Annotated in this window: 15 protein-coding genes; 6 read left to right on the plus strand and 9 right to left on the minus strand. The window is 47.1% G+C overall.

The window, feature by feature from the left end:
• Positions 1-20: 20 nt before the first annotated feature.
• The 3 genes from BLP80_RS03615 to groES form a co-directional block, all read right to left on the minus strand.
• The gene (locus BLP80_RS03615; protein ID WP_090540223.1) at positions 21-779 is read right to left on the minus strand and encodes an SDR family NAD(P)-dependent oxidoreductase; all 759 of its coding nucleotides are present in this window, start codon (positions 777-779) and stop codon (positions 21-23) included.
• Positions 780-977: 198 nt separating this feature from the next.
• Positions 978-2,630, minus strand: a complete 1,653-nt coding sequence (gene groL / locus BLP80_RS03620) for a chaperonin GroEL (protein WP_090540225.1) — start codon at positions 2,628-2,630, stop codon at positions 978-980.
• 56 nt (positions 2,631-2,686) lie between these two features.
• Positions 2,687-2,977 (minus strand): co-chaperone GroES, encoded by a 291-nt coding sequence (gene groES, locus BLP80_RS03625; RefSeq protein ID WP_090540227.1) that lies wholly within the window; start codon positions 2,975-2,977, stop codon positions 2,687-2,689.
• A gap of 168 nt (positions 2,978-3,145) precedes the next feature.
• Here groES and bioA point away from each other — a divergent pair, with 168 nt between their 5' ends.
• Both bioA and BLP80_RS03635 read left to right on the plus strand, forming a co-directional pair.
• The gene (gene bioA, locus BLP80_RS03630) at positions 3,146-4,456 is read left to right on the plus strand and encodes an adenosylmethionine--8-amino-7-oxononanoate transaminase (protein WP_090540229.1); all 1,311 of its coding nucleotides are present in this window, start codon (positions 3,146-3,148) and stop codon (positions 4,454-4,456) included.
• A 25-nt stretch (positions 4,457-4,481) separates the two neighbouring features.
• Positions 4,482-5,885 (plus strand): MBL fold metallo-hydrolase RNA specificity domain-containing protein, encoded by a 1,404-nt coding sequence (locus BLP80_RS03635; RefSeq protein WP_090540231.1) that lies wholly within the window; start codon positions 4,482-4,484, stop codon positions 5,883-5,885.
• A gap of 93 nt (positions 5,886-5,978) precedes the next feature.
• On the opposite strand, the gene BLP80_RS03640 is transcribed toward BLP80_RS03635, so the two are convergent.
• The 6 genes from BLP80_RS03640 to BLP80_RS03665 form a co-directional block, all read right to left on the minus strand.
• A complete protein-coding gene (locus BLP80_RS03640) occupies positions 5,979-6,941 on the minus strand; it encodes a hypothetical protein (RefSeq protein ID WP_090540233.1) in 963 nt (320 codons plus the stop codon).
• Between the two features lie 267 nt (positions 6,942-7,208).
• A complete protein-coding gene (locus BLP80_RS03645) occupies positions 7,209-8,444 on the minus strand; it encodes a vanadium-dependent haloperoxidase (RefSeq protein ID WP_090540235.1) in 1,236 nt (411 codons plus the stop codon).
• A gap of 502 nt (positions 8,445-8,946) precedes the next feature.
• Positions 8,947-9,159 carry a PepSY domain-containing protein gene (locus BLP80_RS03650; RefSeq protein ID WP_256324936.1) on the minus strand — a complete coding sequence of 71 codons (213 nt, stop codon included), beginning with the start codon at positions 9,157-9,159 and terminating at the stop codon, positions 8,947-8,949.
• 349 nt (positions 9,160-9,508) lie between these two features.
• Positions 9,509-9,952 carry a GNAT family N-acetyltransferase gene (locus BLP80_RS03655; RefSeq protein WP_090540237.1) on the minus strand — a complete coding sequence of 148 codons (444 nt, stop codon included), beginning with the start codon at positions 9,950-9,952 and terminating at the stop codon, positions 9,509-9,511.
• Positions 9,953-10,056: 104 nt separating this feature from the next.
• Complete coding sequence (locus BLP80_RS16105; RefSeq protein ID WP_090540297.1) at positions 10,057-10,275, minus strand: GDCCVxC domain-containing (seleno)protein; 219 nt, start codon at positions 10,273-10,275, stop codon at positions 10,057-10,059.
• 129 nt (positions 10,276-10,404) lie between these two features.
• On the minus strand, positions 10,405-11,643 hold the full coding sequence (locus BLP80_RS03665; protein ID WP_090540239.1) for an NnrS family protein: 1,239 nt from the start codon (positions 11,641-11,643) through the stop codon (positions 10,405-10,407).
• Between the two features lie 144 nt (positions 11,644-11,787).
• On the opposite strand from BLP80_RS03665, the gene BLP80_RS03670 reads away from it, so the two are divergent.
• The 4 genes from BLP80_RS03670 to BLP80_RS03685 all read left to right on the plus strand — a co-directional run bounded on the left by BLP80_RS03670 (position 11,788) and on the right by BLP80_RS03685 (position 15,302).
• Entirely contained in the window at positions 11,788-12,633 is an 846-nt protein-coding gene (locus BLP80_RS03670; RefSeq protein WP_090540241.1) for a 3',5'-nucleoside bisphosphate phosphatase, read from the plus strand.
• Positions 12,634-12,710: 77 nt separating this feature from the next.
• Entirely contained in the window at positions 12,711-13,343 is a 633-nt protein-coding gene (locus tag BLP80_RS03675; protein WP_090540243.1) for an L-threonylcarbamoyladenylate synthase, read from the plus strand.
• Positions 13,336-14,001, plus strand: a complete 666-nt coding sequence (locus BLP80_RS03680; protein WP_090540245.1) for a site-2 protease family protein — start codon at positions 13,336-13,338, stop codon at positions 13,999-14,001. Before BLP80_RS03675 ends, BLP80_RS03680 begins: the two co-directional genes overlap by 8 nt.
• 98 nt (positions 14,002-14,099) lie before the next feature.
• Entirely contained in the window at positions 14,100-15,302 is a 1,203-nt protein-coding gene (locus tag BLP80_RS03685; RefSeq protein WP_090540248.1) for a tryptophan--tRNA ligase, read from the plus strand.
• The last annotated feature ends 81 nt before the right edge of the window (positions 15,303-15,383 follow it).

Below are 15,383 nucleotides of genomic sequence, written 5' to 3' on the forward strand. Positions count from 1 at the left end.
TTCATAATATCGCAGCCGAACTATCTTGCATCTTGACAAGACACTACTTTACCACTCACTCCCCTGCTATCTGGCCCCATAAAGAAAAGATAAGTCCTCATCAAATCCTGAGGTTGGAGCAATAAATGTTTTATTTCACCCGGATGTGTTTTTGTGCGCTGAGGTGAGTGAACAGGACCAGGAATGAGCGCATTGATACGTAAGTTTGGCAATAACTCCCACTCTTGGGATTGAATTTTAACTAATGCTTCTACACCTGCCTTAGCTACTGCAAACCCACCCCAATAAGCAGAGGGCCCATGACCATGTGTATCTGATGTCATAATAACACTGGCATCGGCAGATGCTTTGAGTAATGGCAGGCAAGCTCGATTAAGTGTAGCCGGCGCAAGTAAATTAACTTGCATGATTAATCGCCATTGCTCTAGCGTATGGTTCTCCAATGGCATTGGGCCAAAGGTAAATGCAGCATTATGCAATATCCCATCTAGTCTGCCTAATTGCGATGCAATTGCATCAGCGATCGCCTGAAAATCTTTCTCTACTGCTTTCTCAAAATCAAAAGGAAAGATAATGGCCTCTTCTCTGCCTAGCGCTTGAATATCATCGTAGACACGCTCTAGTTTTTCAACTTTGCGACCATGCAAAATGATTGTAGCACCATAAGTAGCATAAGCTATCGCAGCAGCGCGCCCAATCCCCTGCCCAGCCCCGGTAACTAAAATGACTCGTTCGCTAAGTAAATCTTTATCCGCTTGATAATTCTTTAAATTGTTCATCAAAATAAGAGCAATAACATGAAAGACTATCTATTTTATACCTAACTCATTCTAAATCAGTTGCAATACCATGCCATTGCTTATATATGAAGAGTTTATACTTTAAAAGATACATAAAAATTAATCGCCACAGCAACAGACTGCCGAAGCAAAGTCTGTCACTGTAGCGATCCTCACATAATCCGAAAATGGATAGGGTTACATCTCCATACCACCCATACCACCCATACCACCCATGCCGCCCATACCAGCACCAGGACCAGCAGATTCTTCTTTTGGCGACTCCGCTACCATTGCATCAGTCGTCAGAATGAGACTCGCAACAGAAGCAGCGTTTTGCAATGCTGAGCGCGTAACTTTGGTAGGATCTAATACACCCATGGAAACCATATCTCCATATTCGCTCGTGGCCGCATTGTAGCCAAAGTTACCCTGACCTTCTTTCACTTTATTAGCTACCACAGAAGGCTCATCACCACAGTTGGCCACAATTTGACGCAATGGCTCTTCTAATGCACGTAAAACGATTTTAATACCTGCATCCTGGTCGTGATTATCACCTTTCACTTTGCTTACGGTATTAATCGCCCGCAACAACGCTACACCACCGCCGGGGATAATCCCTTCTTCCACCGCTGCGCGTGTAGCATGCAGTGCATCTTCGACGCGTGCTTTTTTCTCTTTCATTTCAACTTCAGTAGCCGCGCCTACTTTGATGAGCGCTACACCACCCGCCAATTTTGCCACCCGTTCCTGGAGTTTTTCCTTATCGTAATCACTCGTAGCTTCTTCGATCTGAGTACGAATTTGAACCACACGCGCTTCAATATTCTTAGCGTTACCTGCACCGTCGATAATGGTGGTATTTTCTTTGCCAATCTCAATTCGCTTAGCTTGCCCCAAATCTTCCAGTTTGGCTTTTTCGAGCGACAACCCAACTTCCTCAGCAATCACTGTACCACCCGTGAGGACTGCAATATCTTCCAACATCGCTTTACGGCGATCACCAAAGCCAGGCGCTTTGACTGCGCAAGTTTTAAGTATTCCGCGTATGTTGTTTACCACCAGCGTAGCCAGCGCTTCGCCATCCACATCTTCAGCGATGATCAGCAGAGGCTTGCCTGCTTTGGCTACCTGCTCCAATACTGGCAGTAAATCACGGATATTGGAAATCTTTTTATCGTGCAACAACACATAAGGGTTTTCCAGCAATGCGATTTGTTTTTCCGCGCTGCTGACAAAATAAGGAGAAAGATAACCACGATCAAATTGCATCCCTTCAACGACCTCCAGCTCGTTCTGCAAGCCTGAGCCGTCCTCAACCGTAATCACCCCTTCTTTACCCACTTTTTCCATTGCCTCAGCAATGATCTTGCCTATTTCCACATCGGAATTGGCTGAAATACTGCCAACCTGCGCAATTTCCTTGCTTGTGGAACAGGGTTTGGAAAGCTTTTTCAAATCTTCAATGGTTGCCGTAACTGCTTTATCGATACCGCGTTTTAAATCCATTGGATTCATGCCAGCAGCCACATAGCGCATTCCTTCTTTTACGATGGATTGCGCCAATACGGTCGCGGTCGTGGTTCCATCACCGGCCACATCAGATGTTTTGCTCGCGACTTCCTTGAGCATCTGGGCGCCCATATTTTCGAACTTATCTTTCAGCTCAATCTCTTTGGCTACTGAAACACCATCCTTGGTAATCGTAGGTGCGCCATAAGAGCGCTCCAGCACTACATTGCGACCTTTTGGACCCAAGGTGACCTTAACCGCATCTGCTAGAATGTTGACCCCATTGACCAAATTATGACGGGCCACATCACCGAATCTTACTTCCTTTGCTGCCATCATCTTTCTCCTAATATACAGTTATATTATCTAATTACTAAAAATCTCGAACCCAATTAACCTTCGACTACTCCCATGATATCTTCTTCGCGCATTACCAGATATTCTTCACCTTTTATCTTTACGGCCTGACCAGAATATTTTCCAAACAGCACCTTGTCGCCCACCTTGACTTCCAGCGCGCGAACTTTACCATCATCACCCACTTTACCTTTCCCTACAGCGACTATCTCGCCTTGGTCTGGTTTTTCTGTAGCTGAATCGGGAATAACAATTCCAGAAGCGGTCTTGCGTTCTTCCTCGAGCCGCTTGACAATAACACGGTCATGTAAAGGGCGAATATTCATAGCTGTTTCTCCTAATAATGATTAAAAAAACATGAACACCAATAACGTAAATAACGTTGGCCTGGACAGGGAAAGTCCCGCAGAGGCATTGGCGATAACATAAATAGCATTAGCACTCATCGCCAACGAGTGCTAATAATAGGATCTATTAGAAGGAATTTCAAGTCAATGAGTGATAAAAATTTGTCAGAGCGCAGCCAAAAAGCCGTATGGCACCCTTGTACCCAGATGAAAGAACATGAGATTTTTCCTCCCGTTTCCATAGTAAAAGGTCATGGAGTCTGGTTATACGATTCCAATGGCAATTGCTATATCGATGCAATCAGCTCCTGGTGGGTCAATCTGTTTGGCCATTGCCACCCTCACATCAATAGCGCCCTCAATGATCAGCTCAGCAAGCTTGAACATGTCATGCTTGCTGGTTTCACGCATGAACCCGTCGTATCACTATCAGAACGACTATGCAAATTAGCGCCGGGCAACCTGGGACATTGCTTTTACGCCAGCGATGGCGCTTCGGCGACTGAAATTGCTCTGAAAATGAGCTTTCACTACTGGCAACAATGTGGTCTGACTGCCAAAATCGATTTTATTAGCTTGCAAAACGGCTATCACGGTGAAACGCTGGGAGCCCTGTCAGTAACCGATGTCGCGCTTTTTAAACAAATCTATGCACCCTTACTGCGACCTACCCAGCACATGCCCTCCCCGGACTGGCGTAATGCAGTGGAAGGAGAATCTCCTGAGGAACATGCATTGAAAGCAGCCAATAAGCTGGAAAATTATCTCAATGAACATCATGCTCATACTGCCGCACTCATCCTAGAACCGCTCGTTCAAGGTGCCGCAGGAATGGGAATGTATCATCCTGTTTATCTACAGCGTGCCAGAGAAATCTGCAGTAAATATCAAGTACATCTGATTGCAGATGAAATTGCAGTTGGATTTGGTCGTACGGGGACGATGTTCGCTTGTGAACAGGCCAGCATCACGCCTGATTTTTTATGTTTGTCAAAAGGATTGAGCGGTGGTTATTTGCCGCTTTCAGTTGTCATGACAACTCACACCATTTTTCAAGCTTTTTATCATGACAAGACCTCTCAGGCTTTTTTACACTCACATTCCCATAGCGGCAATGCTTTGGCCTGCCGGGCTGCGCTGGCCACACTCGACATCTTCGAGCAGAACAATATTCTTGAAGCCAATCGTATTAAAGCAAATTATCTCAACCAACTGTCACAATCGCTTCAATCTCATCCCAAGGTAAGCAATTTTCGTAACTGCGGCATGATATGGGCGTTCGAAGTCATTACTGATGACCCTACTTTTACAAACTCTTTCTTTAAAAAGGCGCTCGATAAAAAACTATTGCTGCGCCCACTCGGCAATACTGTTTATTTCATGCCCCCCTACATTATTAATGAAGATGAAATGGATTGGCTGGTAAAAAGCGTATTGCATATTCTTGATACGTTTTGATACAAAATAAAGGGAAACCATCATCATGCAACTCACTTTCTTGGGCGCCGCCGGTGAAGTCACTGGCTCAAGCTACCTGATCCAAACCACTCACACACGTTTTCTTGTGGATTGCGGCATGTTCCAAGGGGGGCGTGAGGCAGATCGTAAGAATAGAACGGCTTTCTGCTTCGATCCGGAACAGATTGACTTTGTTCTGCTCACCCATGCTCATATTGATCATTCCGGGCTACTCCCCCGCTTAAGCGCATGGGGTTTCAGAGGCCCCGTTTACACGACTGAAGCCACTATCGATCTCCTTAAGGTCATGCTCAAAGATAGCGCCTATATCCAGGAAAAGGAAGCTGAATGGCAGAATAAAACGTTAAGACGCAAGCACCTATTCTCCAATCACGAAAATGCCCCACTTTATACCGTTACACAAGCAGAAACCTTTCTTAAACAATTGCGTGGCGTAAGCTATGACACAGAAATTTCCCCTCACCCATCAGTACGCTGCAAATTCCGTGATGCAGGACATATACTGGGTTCCGCCATTATTGAACTATGGATAAAATCTGACACAGAGCAGAAAAAATTGGTATTTTCCGGTGACCTTGGACAACTCACCCACCCTATCGTACGCGACCCAACGCCCATTCAGCAAACCGACATCCTGCTAATAGAATCAACCTACGGTAATCGCCTGCATCGAACCATGACCGATACTCTGGATGAATTGGTTCATGCTATCAACGATACGCTATTGCGCAAAGGCGGCAACATCGTCGTACCCGCTTTTGCTGTAGGACGCACACAGGAATTACTCTTTCTGCTGGTGGATCTTCACCGTCAGGGCAAGCTTGGAGAGATGGATATCTATGTAGACTCACCCATGGCGCTTGCCGCCACAGACATCACACTAAAGCATGCCAAACTGCTAGACAAGGAGGCAACCGAGACCCTGCAGTGGTTCAACAGTAGCGGCAGAAAATTAAAGATAAATTTTATCCAAGATGTTGAAGACTCGATCACACTTAACACGGTACAACAAGGCGCAATTATTATTTCTGCCAGCGGCATGTGTGATGCGGGGCGTATCAAATATCACCTCAAATTTAATCTTCCCAGACCCGAATGCTCCATCCTCATAACCGGCTTTCAAGCTGCAGGAACACTGGGGCGAAGATTGGTTGATGGCGCCAAGCAAGTTCACATCTTCGGACAAGAGATACCTGTTCGCGCGGACATCTACACCATTGGCGGTCTTTCCGCACACGCGGATCAAGCAGGTTTGCTGAGCTGGTTGAAAAATTTCAACAGTGAACCAGAAAGAATCTTTGTCGTTCATGGTGAATCAAGTAGTGCCGCTGCATTGGCAGATGCCATTGAACAAAAGCTAAAGTGGCACGCCATTGTGCCAGAACGACTCACCTCAATCCCGCTTTGAACGAAACACATCTGTTACTACAGCAACATCAATGCCATCCCCGGCAAAATCGCTTCAATGAGCGATAACCATAGTCGCGTGAATACTCCATCATCACTCATGCATTGTGGTCGATTTTGGTTTGGGGCCGGTCCCACGTAAGTGGGTCAGGTGTTGCAATAAATCAAACCAGAATGGTGCACCAAAGAGTGAGGCCGATGCAGTGATCAGCCAGCCAAAAATAATTAACAGGAAACCAGGATAATCATAATGATAAAATTCAAGAAAACTGGAGCAGCCAGATTCTGTTTTGCAAAATCGCTGATTCTGCCAGCCAATAGGCAGCTCTTCCAATTGTTTAAAAGAATCAGTCATGGCCCGACCCTTGTCCTCGACAACGTCATCATTAGCCGTAAGCACCCTATCTTCTGCGATGGGGGCTGAAAGAGGAAGGCTAGTCGTCATGGTAATTCGGGCGGCTAAAGTCGGTTGTTTCCACAATGTTGAAAAAAGGTGAATGCTATCGATATTCAACATCGCCGCCAGCACGAAGGCAATGCCAAAACACCAAACCTGCGATTGCCGCTTGAACGAACCAGCCACCCGGTCCATTCCTGCATCAAACCAGGCAACCAGTTGCTCATGCAATTTCTCCATTTTACCGGCTGATCTTTCATACATACCACGAAGCAGTTTGCGAATTTGCTCATCCTTGATGGCATCAATATCCTCGCTGAGTCTTGCAAAATCATCAGGTACGGATTGGATCGCATCGATCAAGGCAAGTGAGAAATTTTTTGAATCGATGTAGGAAGGGCGGCTCCCGAGATCTGCCAGCGATGTAGCTGCGCCGTTACCTGTCGGATGCACCAATGCATGATTGTAAATTCTTAAAAGCAGTTCCTCGCCACAGGGATTGCCAGCATTCAGGAGCTTTTTAATCCCTGTCAACAAACTCTTCGAGCGAAGACCGAGAAAAGATGCGATGGACTCATAAATGGAACTCGTAATCAATGCAACCGATGCATAGCAAAACACCAATCCAATCGCAACTTCCACAACTGTGCCACTTAGCATTTTGCCCTCCTGGACATGGATATCACTTCACTTTACTTGTCACGTACTTTCGAGCAATCATTCATATAATCAGGATTAAACCCGAATATTTCATAAATTGGCACGTGCCCTCACTTGTCTTTTGATTAATAAGAAAGATTTTGCTCAGTCGGGTGTATGAGTCACTACACCCCTCTTTCTCAAAACTTCCCTATTAATCAAAATCCTGCGTGATCATCACGCGAATTTATGAAATATTCGGGTTAAAGGCCATTGCGTCCGCCTTCCTTACTTTGAGGTGAGCTGATATTTCCTGGCTGCCAGATTGCCGATCTGCTTGCCCATCGCAGCGCCAGTCATGCCTGAATTACGATAGTGCACCCCATCATAAATACGTGCATTGATCACCTCCTGCATGAAATCGTCGATTTTCACCCAACTCCGCACCGCTCCCCCCGCTGCATTGCTGGTTGTGGTCAATAACGGCGTAGCACCCGTTCCGATCTCTGCTTGCAACACGGTACCGACAGCCGCAGAAACGATGCAATGCGCACAGGGATACTCGGGATGCATGGGGGTATCAATGAAAGGTATCCAGGATGGATCTCTTTCCGTCGCGTCATTGCCATCGATGTCGCCATTGCGGATTGCAGTCACGGGCCGCCAGAAGCCATAATGATACTTGGCATCGAATACAGCGATCAGCGCATCATCTGATGCTTGGGTGACTGCCGCAAATAGCCTCGCGTTCTGCGTAATTTCTCTTCCCGGAACATTTGCGACCGAGCGCACGATGCCATGGTAAATCGGTGGCATGACTTCTTCCCAGAAACGGGCAATCTCAGTCTGTCCACTCGTACGCTGCTGACTGTCCTTACGACCAAGCGCTTTGACCTCATTATAGTCACGCGCCCACAATTCACTACCTAGTTCAGGCGGTGGCGTTGGGCAAAACTGGGCAGGATTCGACATCAACCAAGGCTTACGCTGCGCCCACTGGGGTGCTTCCGGAATTACCGTAGGGATGTAGGTGCCAGCACTCGTAGGCGGACGATAGGTTTCTAATCCAGTAGCTCCATCCTCTATACGCAACGCCAGGATCGCTGCAGCCGCTTTCTCACCTATGGCAATACCTCCAGTTTTTGCTGGCCCATCAGCAATCGCCGCGAGAGCAGCCTGATAGACACTATCAATCGCTGCCTGTTGAGCGGGTATGAGTTTCGATAATATCGCATGGTTTGCAGCCGCGACTGCGGCCTCAACCGATGCCCCGGAAGCGGTCTCTAGCTTCAGATCACTCACTGGATATCGCTGAGTGATCGCATTGGTAGCTTCATAGACTGCTGCATGCACCATTGCCAGTGCCCGCTCTGCAGGTAGCGGTCCGATATTGGCGTTAACAACGATATCTCCAGCCCGCTGGTTCCATTCTGTCACGGCATCCGCATGCGCTGACGAAATCGTAAATCCCCAAACAACCGTGATCAAAAGCACTATTCGCTGGCATTTAATCCTGTATTCCATACCATTCTTTCCTTTTCTGTCCCAAACTTAAAAAACTCCCAATCATCCTTCCTGCGACAATTTGCCACATTTTCAATGCCTGCTTTCGCAGTAATAATAAGACACCTACAGCTTTCACTTCATTCAGTATGCTCATACTCATCCTTGTATATCAGAAACGATTCTCATGCAAATGTTCTTAATTAGAAGGATGGGTACTGTGGTAATTGAAACACGCTATCAGGTGCATCACCGCTAGTTAAATAAAACCATTGCCCTTCCGCTACTTCACCTGCCTTTTTACTGAAATAATGTAAAAGGACAGGTGTTTTTTTGCGAGCATCTACTGTCGGAAAGTATTTTGAAATACATGATTCAGGCCAGCCGATTCACGCCAACAAGCTAGCCCGAATATTTCATAAATTCGCGTGATGATCATGCAGGATTTTGATTAATAGGGAAGTTTTGAGAAGGAGGGGTGTAGTGATTCATACACCCGACTGAGCAAAATCTTTCTTATTAATCAAAAGACAAGTGAGGGCACGCGCCGATCGCTGATCCGCGCAGCACGCTTTTTCCACCAGATACAGACGCCTGTCACACTGAGCATAGCCACGACAAGCTCCATTACCGAGATTGGGATACGCCCCGAATGCAGTGGGAATTGCGCTTGGACAAAAATATCCGCCGCGGTTCCCTTCCAAGGCTGGCGATCACCCAGATATTGTCCATCCACTCTATCATAATTATAAGCGCTTATGGCCGACGCCCCCGATACATGATTGGCGTTCGGATAGAAGAATTGCACACCATAAATACCAAAATTCCGGGAGCAAAAGAATGCCCCCTGTCCATAAGCTCACTGCCCGATGCAAATCAATCATATTTTCATATGTGATCTTCGGCAAAACCAATTTAAGCTCTCCCGCATCGCCCAATTTCTTACACAAACCTCCAAAGGTTACCGGCGTACAACCTGTCTGGCCACAATAATTATGAGCGTAATCAACAGCGTCAGCATGAGCGCTACTATGCTCTCAAAACGCTGATAAAACGTCTGGGTTGACTATTGTTCCGTGACCAAGTTATTCCTTGCGCGAATATATGTCAGGATGATGAATTTCCAAGAACCATTCTGGCTGTTGCACCGCTACGAAACCATTTTGCTCATACAGTCCGTGCGCATCATAAGTTGCCAACATCCAGCGACGCAGCCTTTGTAACTCTGGATGCGCAAGGATGCACGAAATCAGCCATTTTCCGAGTCCACGCCCTCTGTAATCCGAGACGACAAACACATCGGAAAGATAGGCAAACGTGGCACAATCCGAAATAGCGCGAGCAAAACCAATTTGCTTGTTACAGTGATACAACCCAAAACACAGCGAATGATTCACCGACTTCTCGACAGTGGCTCTTGGAATATGCTTGGCCCAATAAGACTCCTTGCACAAAAAACCATAAATCATTTCCATGTCCAAATCTTCCCGGTTGTCTGTCACCGTGAATTCACCTTGTTGCCATTTCATAAATCGTTCTCTTTGCAAGGTTTAACGTTTGAACTAGCTGACAGGCAAAAGCAGTGCTCCGCTCTGTTTTTGCCTGTCAGTGTTGAGTAAATTGTCACGTATCATTACGAGCAGCAAGCGCTTTGAACCTGTTGAATTGGGGGACATGGAACCGTACCGTAGGAACAAAAAACACAGCAATCACCCGGCCTTGGCTTAAGCAGTACACCACACTCCTTACACTCATAAAACCACTGACAAGCATGGGTAGACATCGTCTCAATTTCTTTGTGCCCGCACTCAGGACACGTAATAGCTGATTGCAGAATGATTTCTTTAGCCATGAATATCCTCTCGTCGCTGCTTGTATTTGAGCCTATCTTATTTGGCAGTAATAATTCCCCAATGGCCCGAGAAAATGCTGTTTGTAGCATATCTCATCAAATGGCGGAGAATTTTCGTTCTCTTCCCAATCAACCCAGCTTGCCGTCAATTCTCGCCCGCCAGTAAATAGGGGCAAAGTGTGCTGCCCATAACGTGAAGCAGATGAGCCATACCGCACCTGCGCATAGATAGAGTATCGGCCCAAGAGAGGAAGCAGCCGGTATGATGTCAGGCAGTATTCTGAACACTGCGGCAGCCTGAAAACCAAGAAACAGCAGCCAGGTAAAATGATCCAGCACCAGCGGGCGACCGGAGTGCCCTATCGTCACACGTGAGGCCATACCCAGTACCATGCTGGCAAAATAGCCAATCGCCAGCGCATGGAGTGGTGCAAGCCCAAACCAGATGCGTTCACCCTCATTCAACCACATCATCAGACTCTGTGCTGCAAACAGCAGCATCGACACGCTCAGCCAGGCAAACGAAATATGCAGCACGGCCAGCAGGCTCACGCTGAAGCTGCGCGACAATCCCCAGGCCCACGACAGATAGAGTGCACAGCCGGCCAATGGCAAATCCACCCACCACGCATACTGCGGCATCCCCGCGAGCTGTAACAAACCATGACCCGCTGAGCAAGCAAGCATCAGCCAAAGCAGAACATAAGGTCTGACAATCACGTAGTTTTCCAACACTCGGCTGGAGAAAAAAGGAATCATGCGGTGCGAAACAGTTAACAAAATGGGTAGCAGGAAAAACCAGATTCCTGCCTGTCGCGAGAAATCAATAAATAATGAATGATCAGTCAGGAGCCATGCCAGATAAGCTGCCACGCCCAACCAGCCAAAGATGAAGGCGACACTGGCCACGCGCGCATGACGTTTATCCTGTGCCTCCGTGTTGAGCAGAACGCGTAATAGCGCCATGATCGCAATCGCCCACCCCGTCAGCATTGCTATGATCCCAGCTGCCAGCACAGGCTTACCGATGAACAAACCAGCGTAGAACATGACGATGCCCCCGGCCATGAACAAACATGTGGCAAGAAAATGACGTGATTTGATTTTTTCACCATTCATCCAGTTTGGAAACGTGGTAAATAAAAAACCAAAAATGAAAAATGGGAAGAAACCATACACCATCAAGAAGGCATGCGCCCAGATGGGTGTCGTACTCCATATTGGCGCACTGCCGACGATGCCATAGCGCCCCATCAGATCAAACGCCCACCATAACAGCGTGAACACACCCTGCAGCGCACCCACCAGAAACAAACTGCGATGCGGCGCGGCAGACAAGTGATGCCAGATAGTTGCCTGTTTATTCATACATTTTCCTTGTAATTTAGTTTAATTTTTTCTAGCGGATGAATAGCCCTTAAGTTATATCCGACTTTTTCTCTTACCGTTTTTATCAGGCTACATATTTGTTATGATGTACTCATTATTTATGTAAGCACCCTATTTGATGTAATGCTCAATATTGATTTGCATTGTCACTCTGTTGTTTCAGATGGTCTTCTGACACCCGCTCGCCTCGTAGAGCACGCGGCCTTGCGTGGCGTCAAAGTGCTTGCGTTAACTGACCATGATGATGTAGCGGGATTAACTGAGGCCCGTATTGCCGCGCGTGAAAAAAATATCATACTTATTAACGGTGTGGAAATCTCCGTTACGTGGCAAGGCAGAACCCTGCATATCATCGGCCTCGGTATCGATCCCGAATACCCTCCGTTGGAGCAAGGCCTCGCATCAATACGTGAAGGACGAGTGGAACGTGCACGTAACATTGCTGCTCACCTCGATCGTTGCGGCATTCATGGCAGCTTCGAGGGTGCCTATGCCTATGCCGGTGATGGACGATTGATCGGTCGTACCCATTTTGCGCGTTTTCTGGTTGAAAAAGGATACGCTAAAGATGTCCGGTCGGTGTTCAAAAAATACCTCGTCAAGGGTAAACCAGGTTATACCCCTCACCAGTGGGCAACCTTAAAGGATGCAGTTAACTGGATACGTGGCAGTAGTGGTCAGGCAGTCATTGCTCATCCCGCACGCTACCAATTGGGTAAAAACGTTCTGGAAGCATTACTCCACGAATTTCGTGACCTTGGCGGCACAGGTCTTGAAATCATCTCACCCAGTCATACCTCCGATCAGACAAAGCTATTCGCACATCATGCCGAGCGATTGAATTTATTGGCTTCATGCGGCTCTGATTATCATGGACCTGGCGAAAGTTATTTTGATCTCGGCCAATTACCGCCACTACCTGCTGGATGCACGCCTATCTGGCATGATTGGAATATTGAGCAAAATTAGATCATTATTGAACGGCTGCAGCAAACTTGCGCTATATTACGATAACATATCGATAAAGACTCGGATCTCAATTAATCATGGCACAATTTTTTACTATTCATCCCCAAAATCCCCAAATAAGGCTGTTACGACAAGTCGTCTCGATTCTGCGCGATGGCGGCATCATCGTTTATCCGACAGACTCCTGCTATGCGCTCGGTTGTCAGATCGGCAACAAAGATGCCATGGAACGCATACGCACTATACGGCAAGTCGATGAGCATCATCATTTCACGCTGGTATGCAGGGATTTGGCTGAGATTTCCAACTATGCCAAGGTAGATAATATTCAATACCGCCTACTCAAGGCGTGCACACCAGGCAACTATACGTTCATACTCAAAGCCAGCCGTGAAGTACCCCGCCGCTTGCAGCATCCCAAACGTCAGACTATCGGTTTGCGTATTCCCGACCATCCCGTAGCCCATGCCCTACTGTCAGAATTGAATGAGCCGTTATTGAGCTCCACTCTGATTCTGCCTGGAGATGAGTTACCGCTGAATGATGCCGAGGAAATCCGCCAACGCCTGGAACGTCAGGTAGATCTGATAATCGATGCGGGTTCTTGTGGTGTAGACATGACAACTGTGATTGACCTGACAGGTGATACCCCTGAATTAGTCCGCGCAGGCAGAGGCAGCCTCATACCCTTTGGGATGGTACATGGATAGTATCATTCAAGGCATCGCCATTTATGCACTCCCCGTTATTTTTGCCATTACCTTACATGAAGCAGCACATGGTTATGTTGCCAAGCATTATGGTGACTTGACTGCTTATATGGCAGGGCGCATCACGCTCAATCCGCTCAAGCATATCGATCTGGTGGGAACTGTCATTGTACCGCTGACGCTGTTTATCATCGGCAAGCTAACGATGGGCACTGGCTTTCTGTTTGGCTGGGCCAAACCGGTACCCGTTAATTTCAATCAGTTACGGCACCCTAAGCGTGACATGCTGTGGGTTGCGGCAGCAGGACCTGGCGCTAATCTTTTCATGGCCTGTTTCTGGGCATTGATCATCAAGCTGGGGCTGATCTTCCCAGAAGGCATTTACGCTAAACCGATGATCCTGATGGGCATGGCAGGTATCGAAATCAACCTTATTCTAATGGTACTGAATCTGCTGCCATTGCCGCCTCTGGATGGAGGACGTATGGCTGTCAGTTTGCTACCCTATCGTCTCGCCTACCAATTCTCAAAGATCGAGCCTTATGGGTTTATGATTTTGTTATTATTGATGATGACTGGCGTGTTGGGTATGATCGTCTGGCCATTTATCATCATAATGAAGCAACTCCTCGTTTGGTTGTTTGGATTGTATGTCTAACCCCGCAATGCAAAACGGTTTGCCTTTCATAAACAAGCGGTCCACCAATGCTCTCATTGAATCTCTGATCAACTCTGTATTAATTTAGGATTTGTAGCATGTTTGCTGATCGCGTTTTATCGGGAATGCGCCCGACCGGTAGCCTGCATTTAGGGCACTATCATGGTGTGCTGAAAAATTGGGTAACATTGCAACAGCAGTACGAATGTTTGTTTTTCGTCGCTGACTGGCATGCATTAACTACTCATTACGACTCACCTGAACTGATTGAGCAACATACCTGGGACATGATTATCGACTGGTTGGCTGCCGGCGTTGATCCTGCTCAGGCAACCCTGTTCATTCAGTCTAAAGTACCTTCTCATGCTGAGTTATATCTGTTGCTTTCGATGATTACGCCGCTTGGCTGGCTGGAACGCGTCCCTACCTATAAAGACCAGCAGGAGAAATTGACTGAAAAAGATTTGAGCACCTATGGTTTTCTGGGTTATCCCCTGCTGCAGAGTGCGGATATTCTCATTTACCGCGCTAATCTTGTTCCTGTCGGCGAGGATCAAGCACCTCATCTTGAGTTTACCCGGGAGATCTCCCGTCGCTTCAACCATATTTTTGGTAAAGAACCTGGATTTGAAGAAAAAGCAGAATTAGCAATCAAAAAACTTGGCTCCAAGAAATCCAGACTTTACAGTGAGTTACGAAATCTTTACCAGGAGCAGGGTGATGAGGGCGCACTCGAGGAAGCCAAATCATTGCTGGATGAACAGCAAAATCTAAATATGGGTGACCGGGAACGATTATTTGGCTACTTAGAGGGAAAGAGCAGAGTCATTCTTGCAGAGCCTGAAACACTCCTCACGCAGGCATCGAGAATGCCAGGACTGGATGGTCAGAAAATGTCCAAATCCTATAACAACACTATCAGCTTGCGCGAAGATGCGGACAGCATCAGGAAAAAAATCCGCACCATGCCGACTGATCCGGCACGTGTACGCCGCAGTGACCCAGGTGATCCGGCCAAATGCCCGGTATGGTCATTTCATTCGGTTTACTCCAATGATGAGGTCAGGAGCTGGGTACAGCAAGGCTGTAAAAGCGCAGGTATTGGCTGCCTGGAATGCAAGCAACCTGTCATTGATAGCATACTGGCTGAACTCGCACCCATTAGCGAGCGCGCCAAAATGTATGAGGAAGATCCGGCGCTTGTCAGAAATATCGTTGCAGACGGTTGTGAAAAGGCCAATAAATTAGCAGAAGAAACCATGCGCGATGTCAGGGAAGTCATGGGACTGAATTATTCCTAAGTGGCTACGCCAAAACGAAGTTCCACTAAATCGTAAGACTCGTTTTAATGAAACTTCGTTTTCTCAGACTCTGCGCGCTGG

Source organism: Nitrosomonas sp. Nm132 (assembly GCF_900100485.1).
Classification (GTDB): Bacteria; Pseudomonadota; Gammaproteobacteria; order Burkholderiales; family Nitrosomonadaceae; genus Nitrosomonas.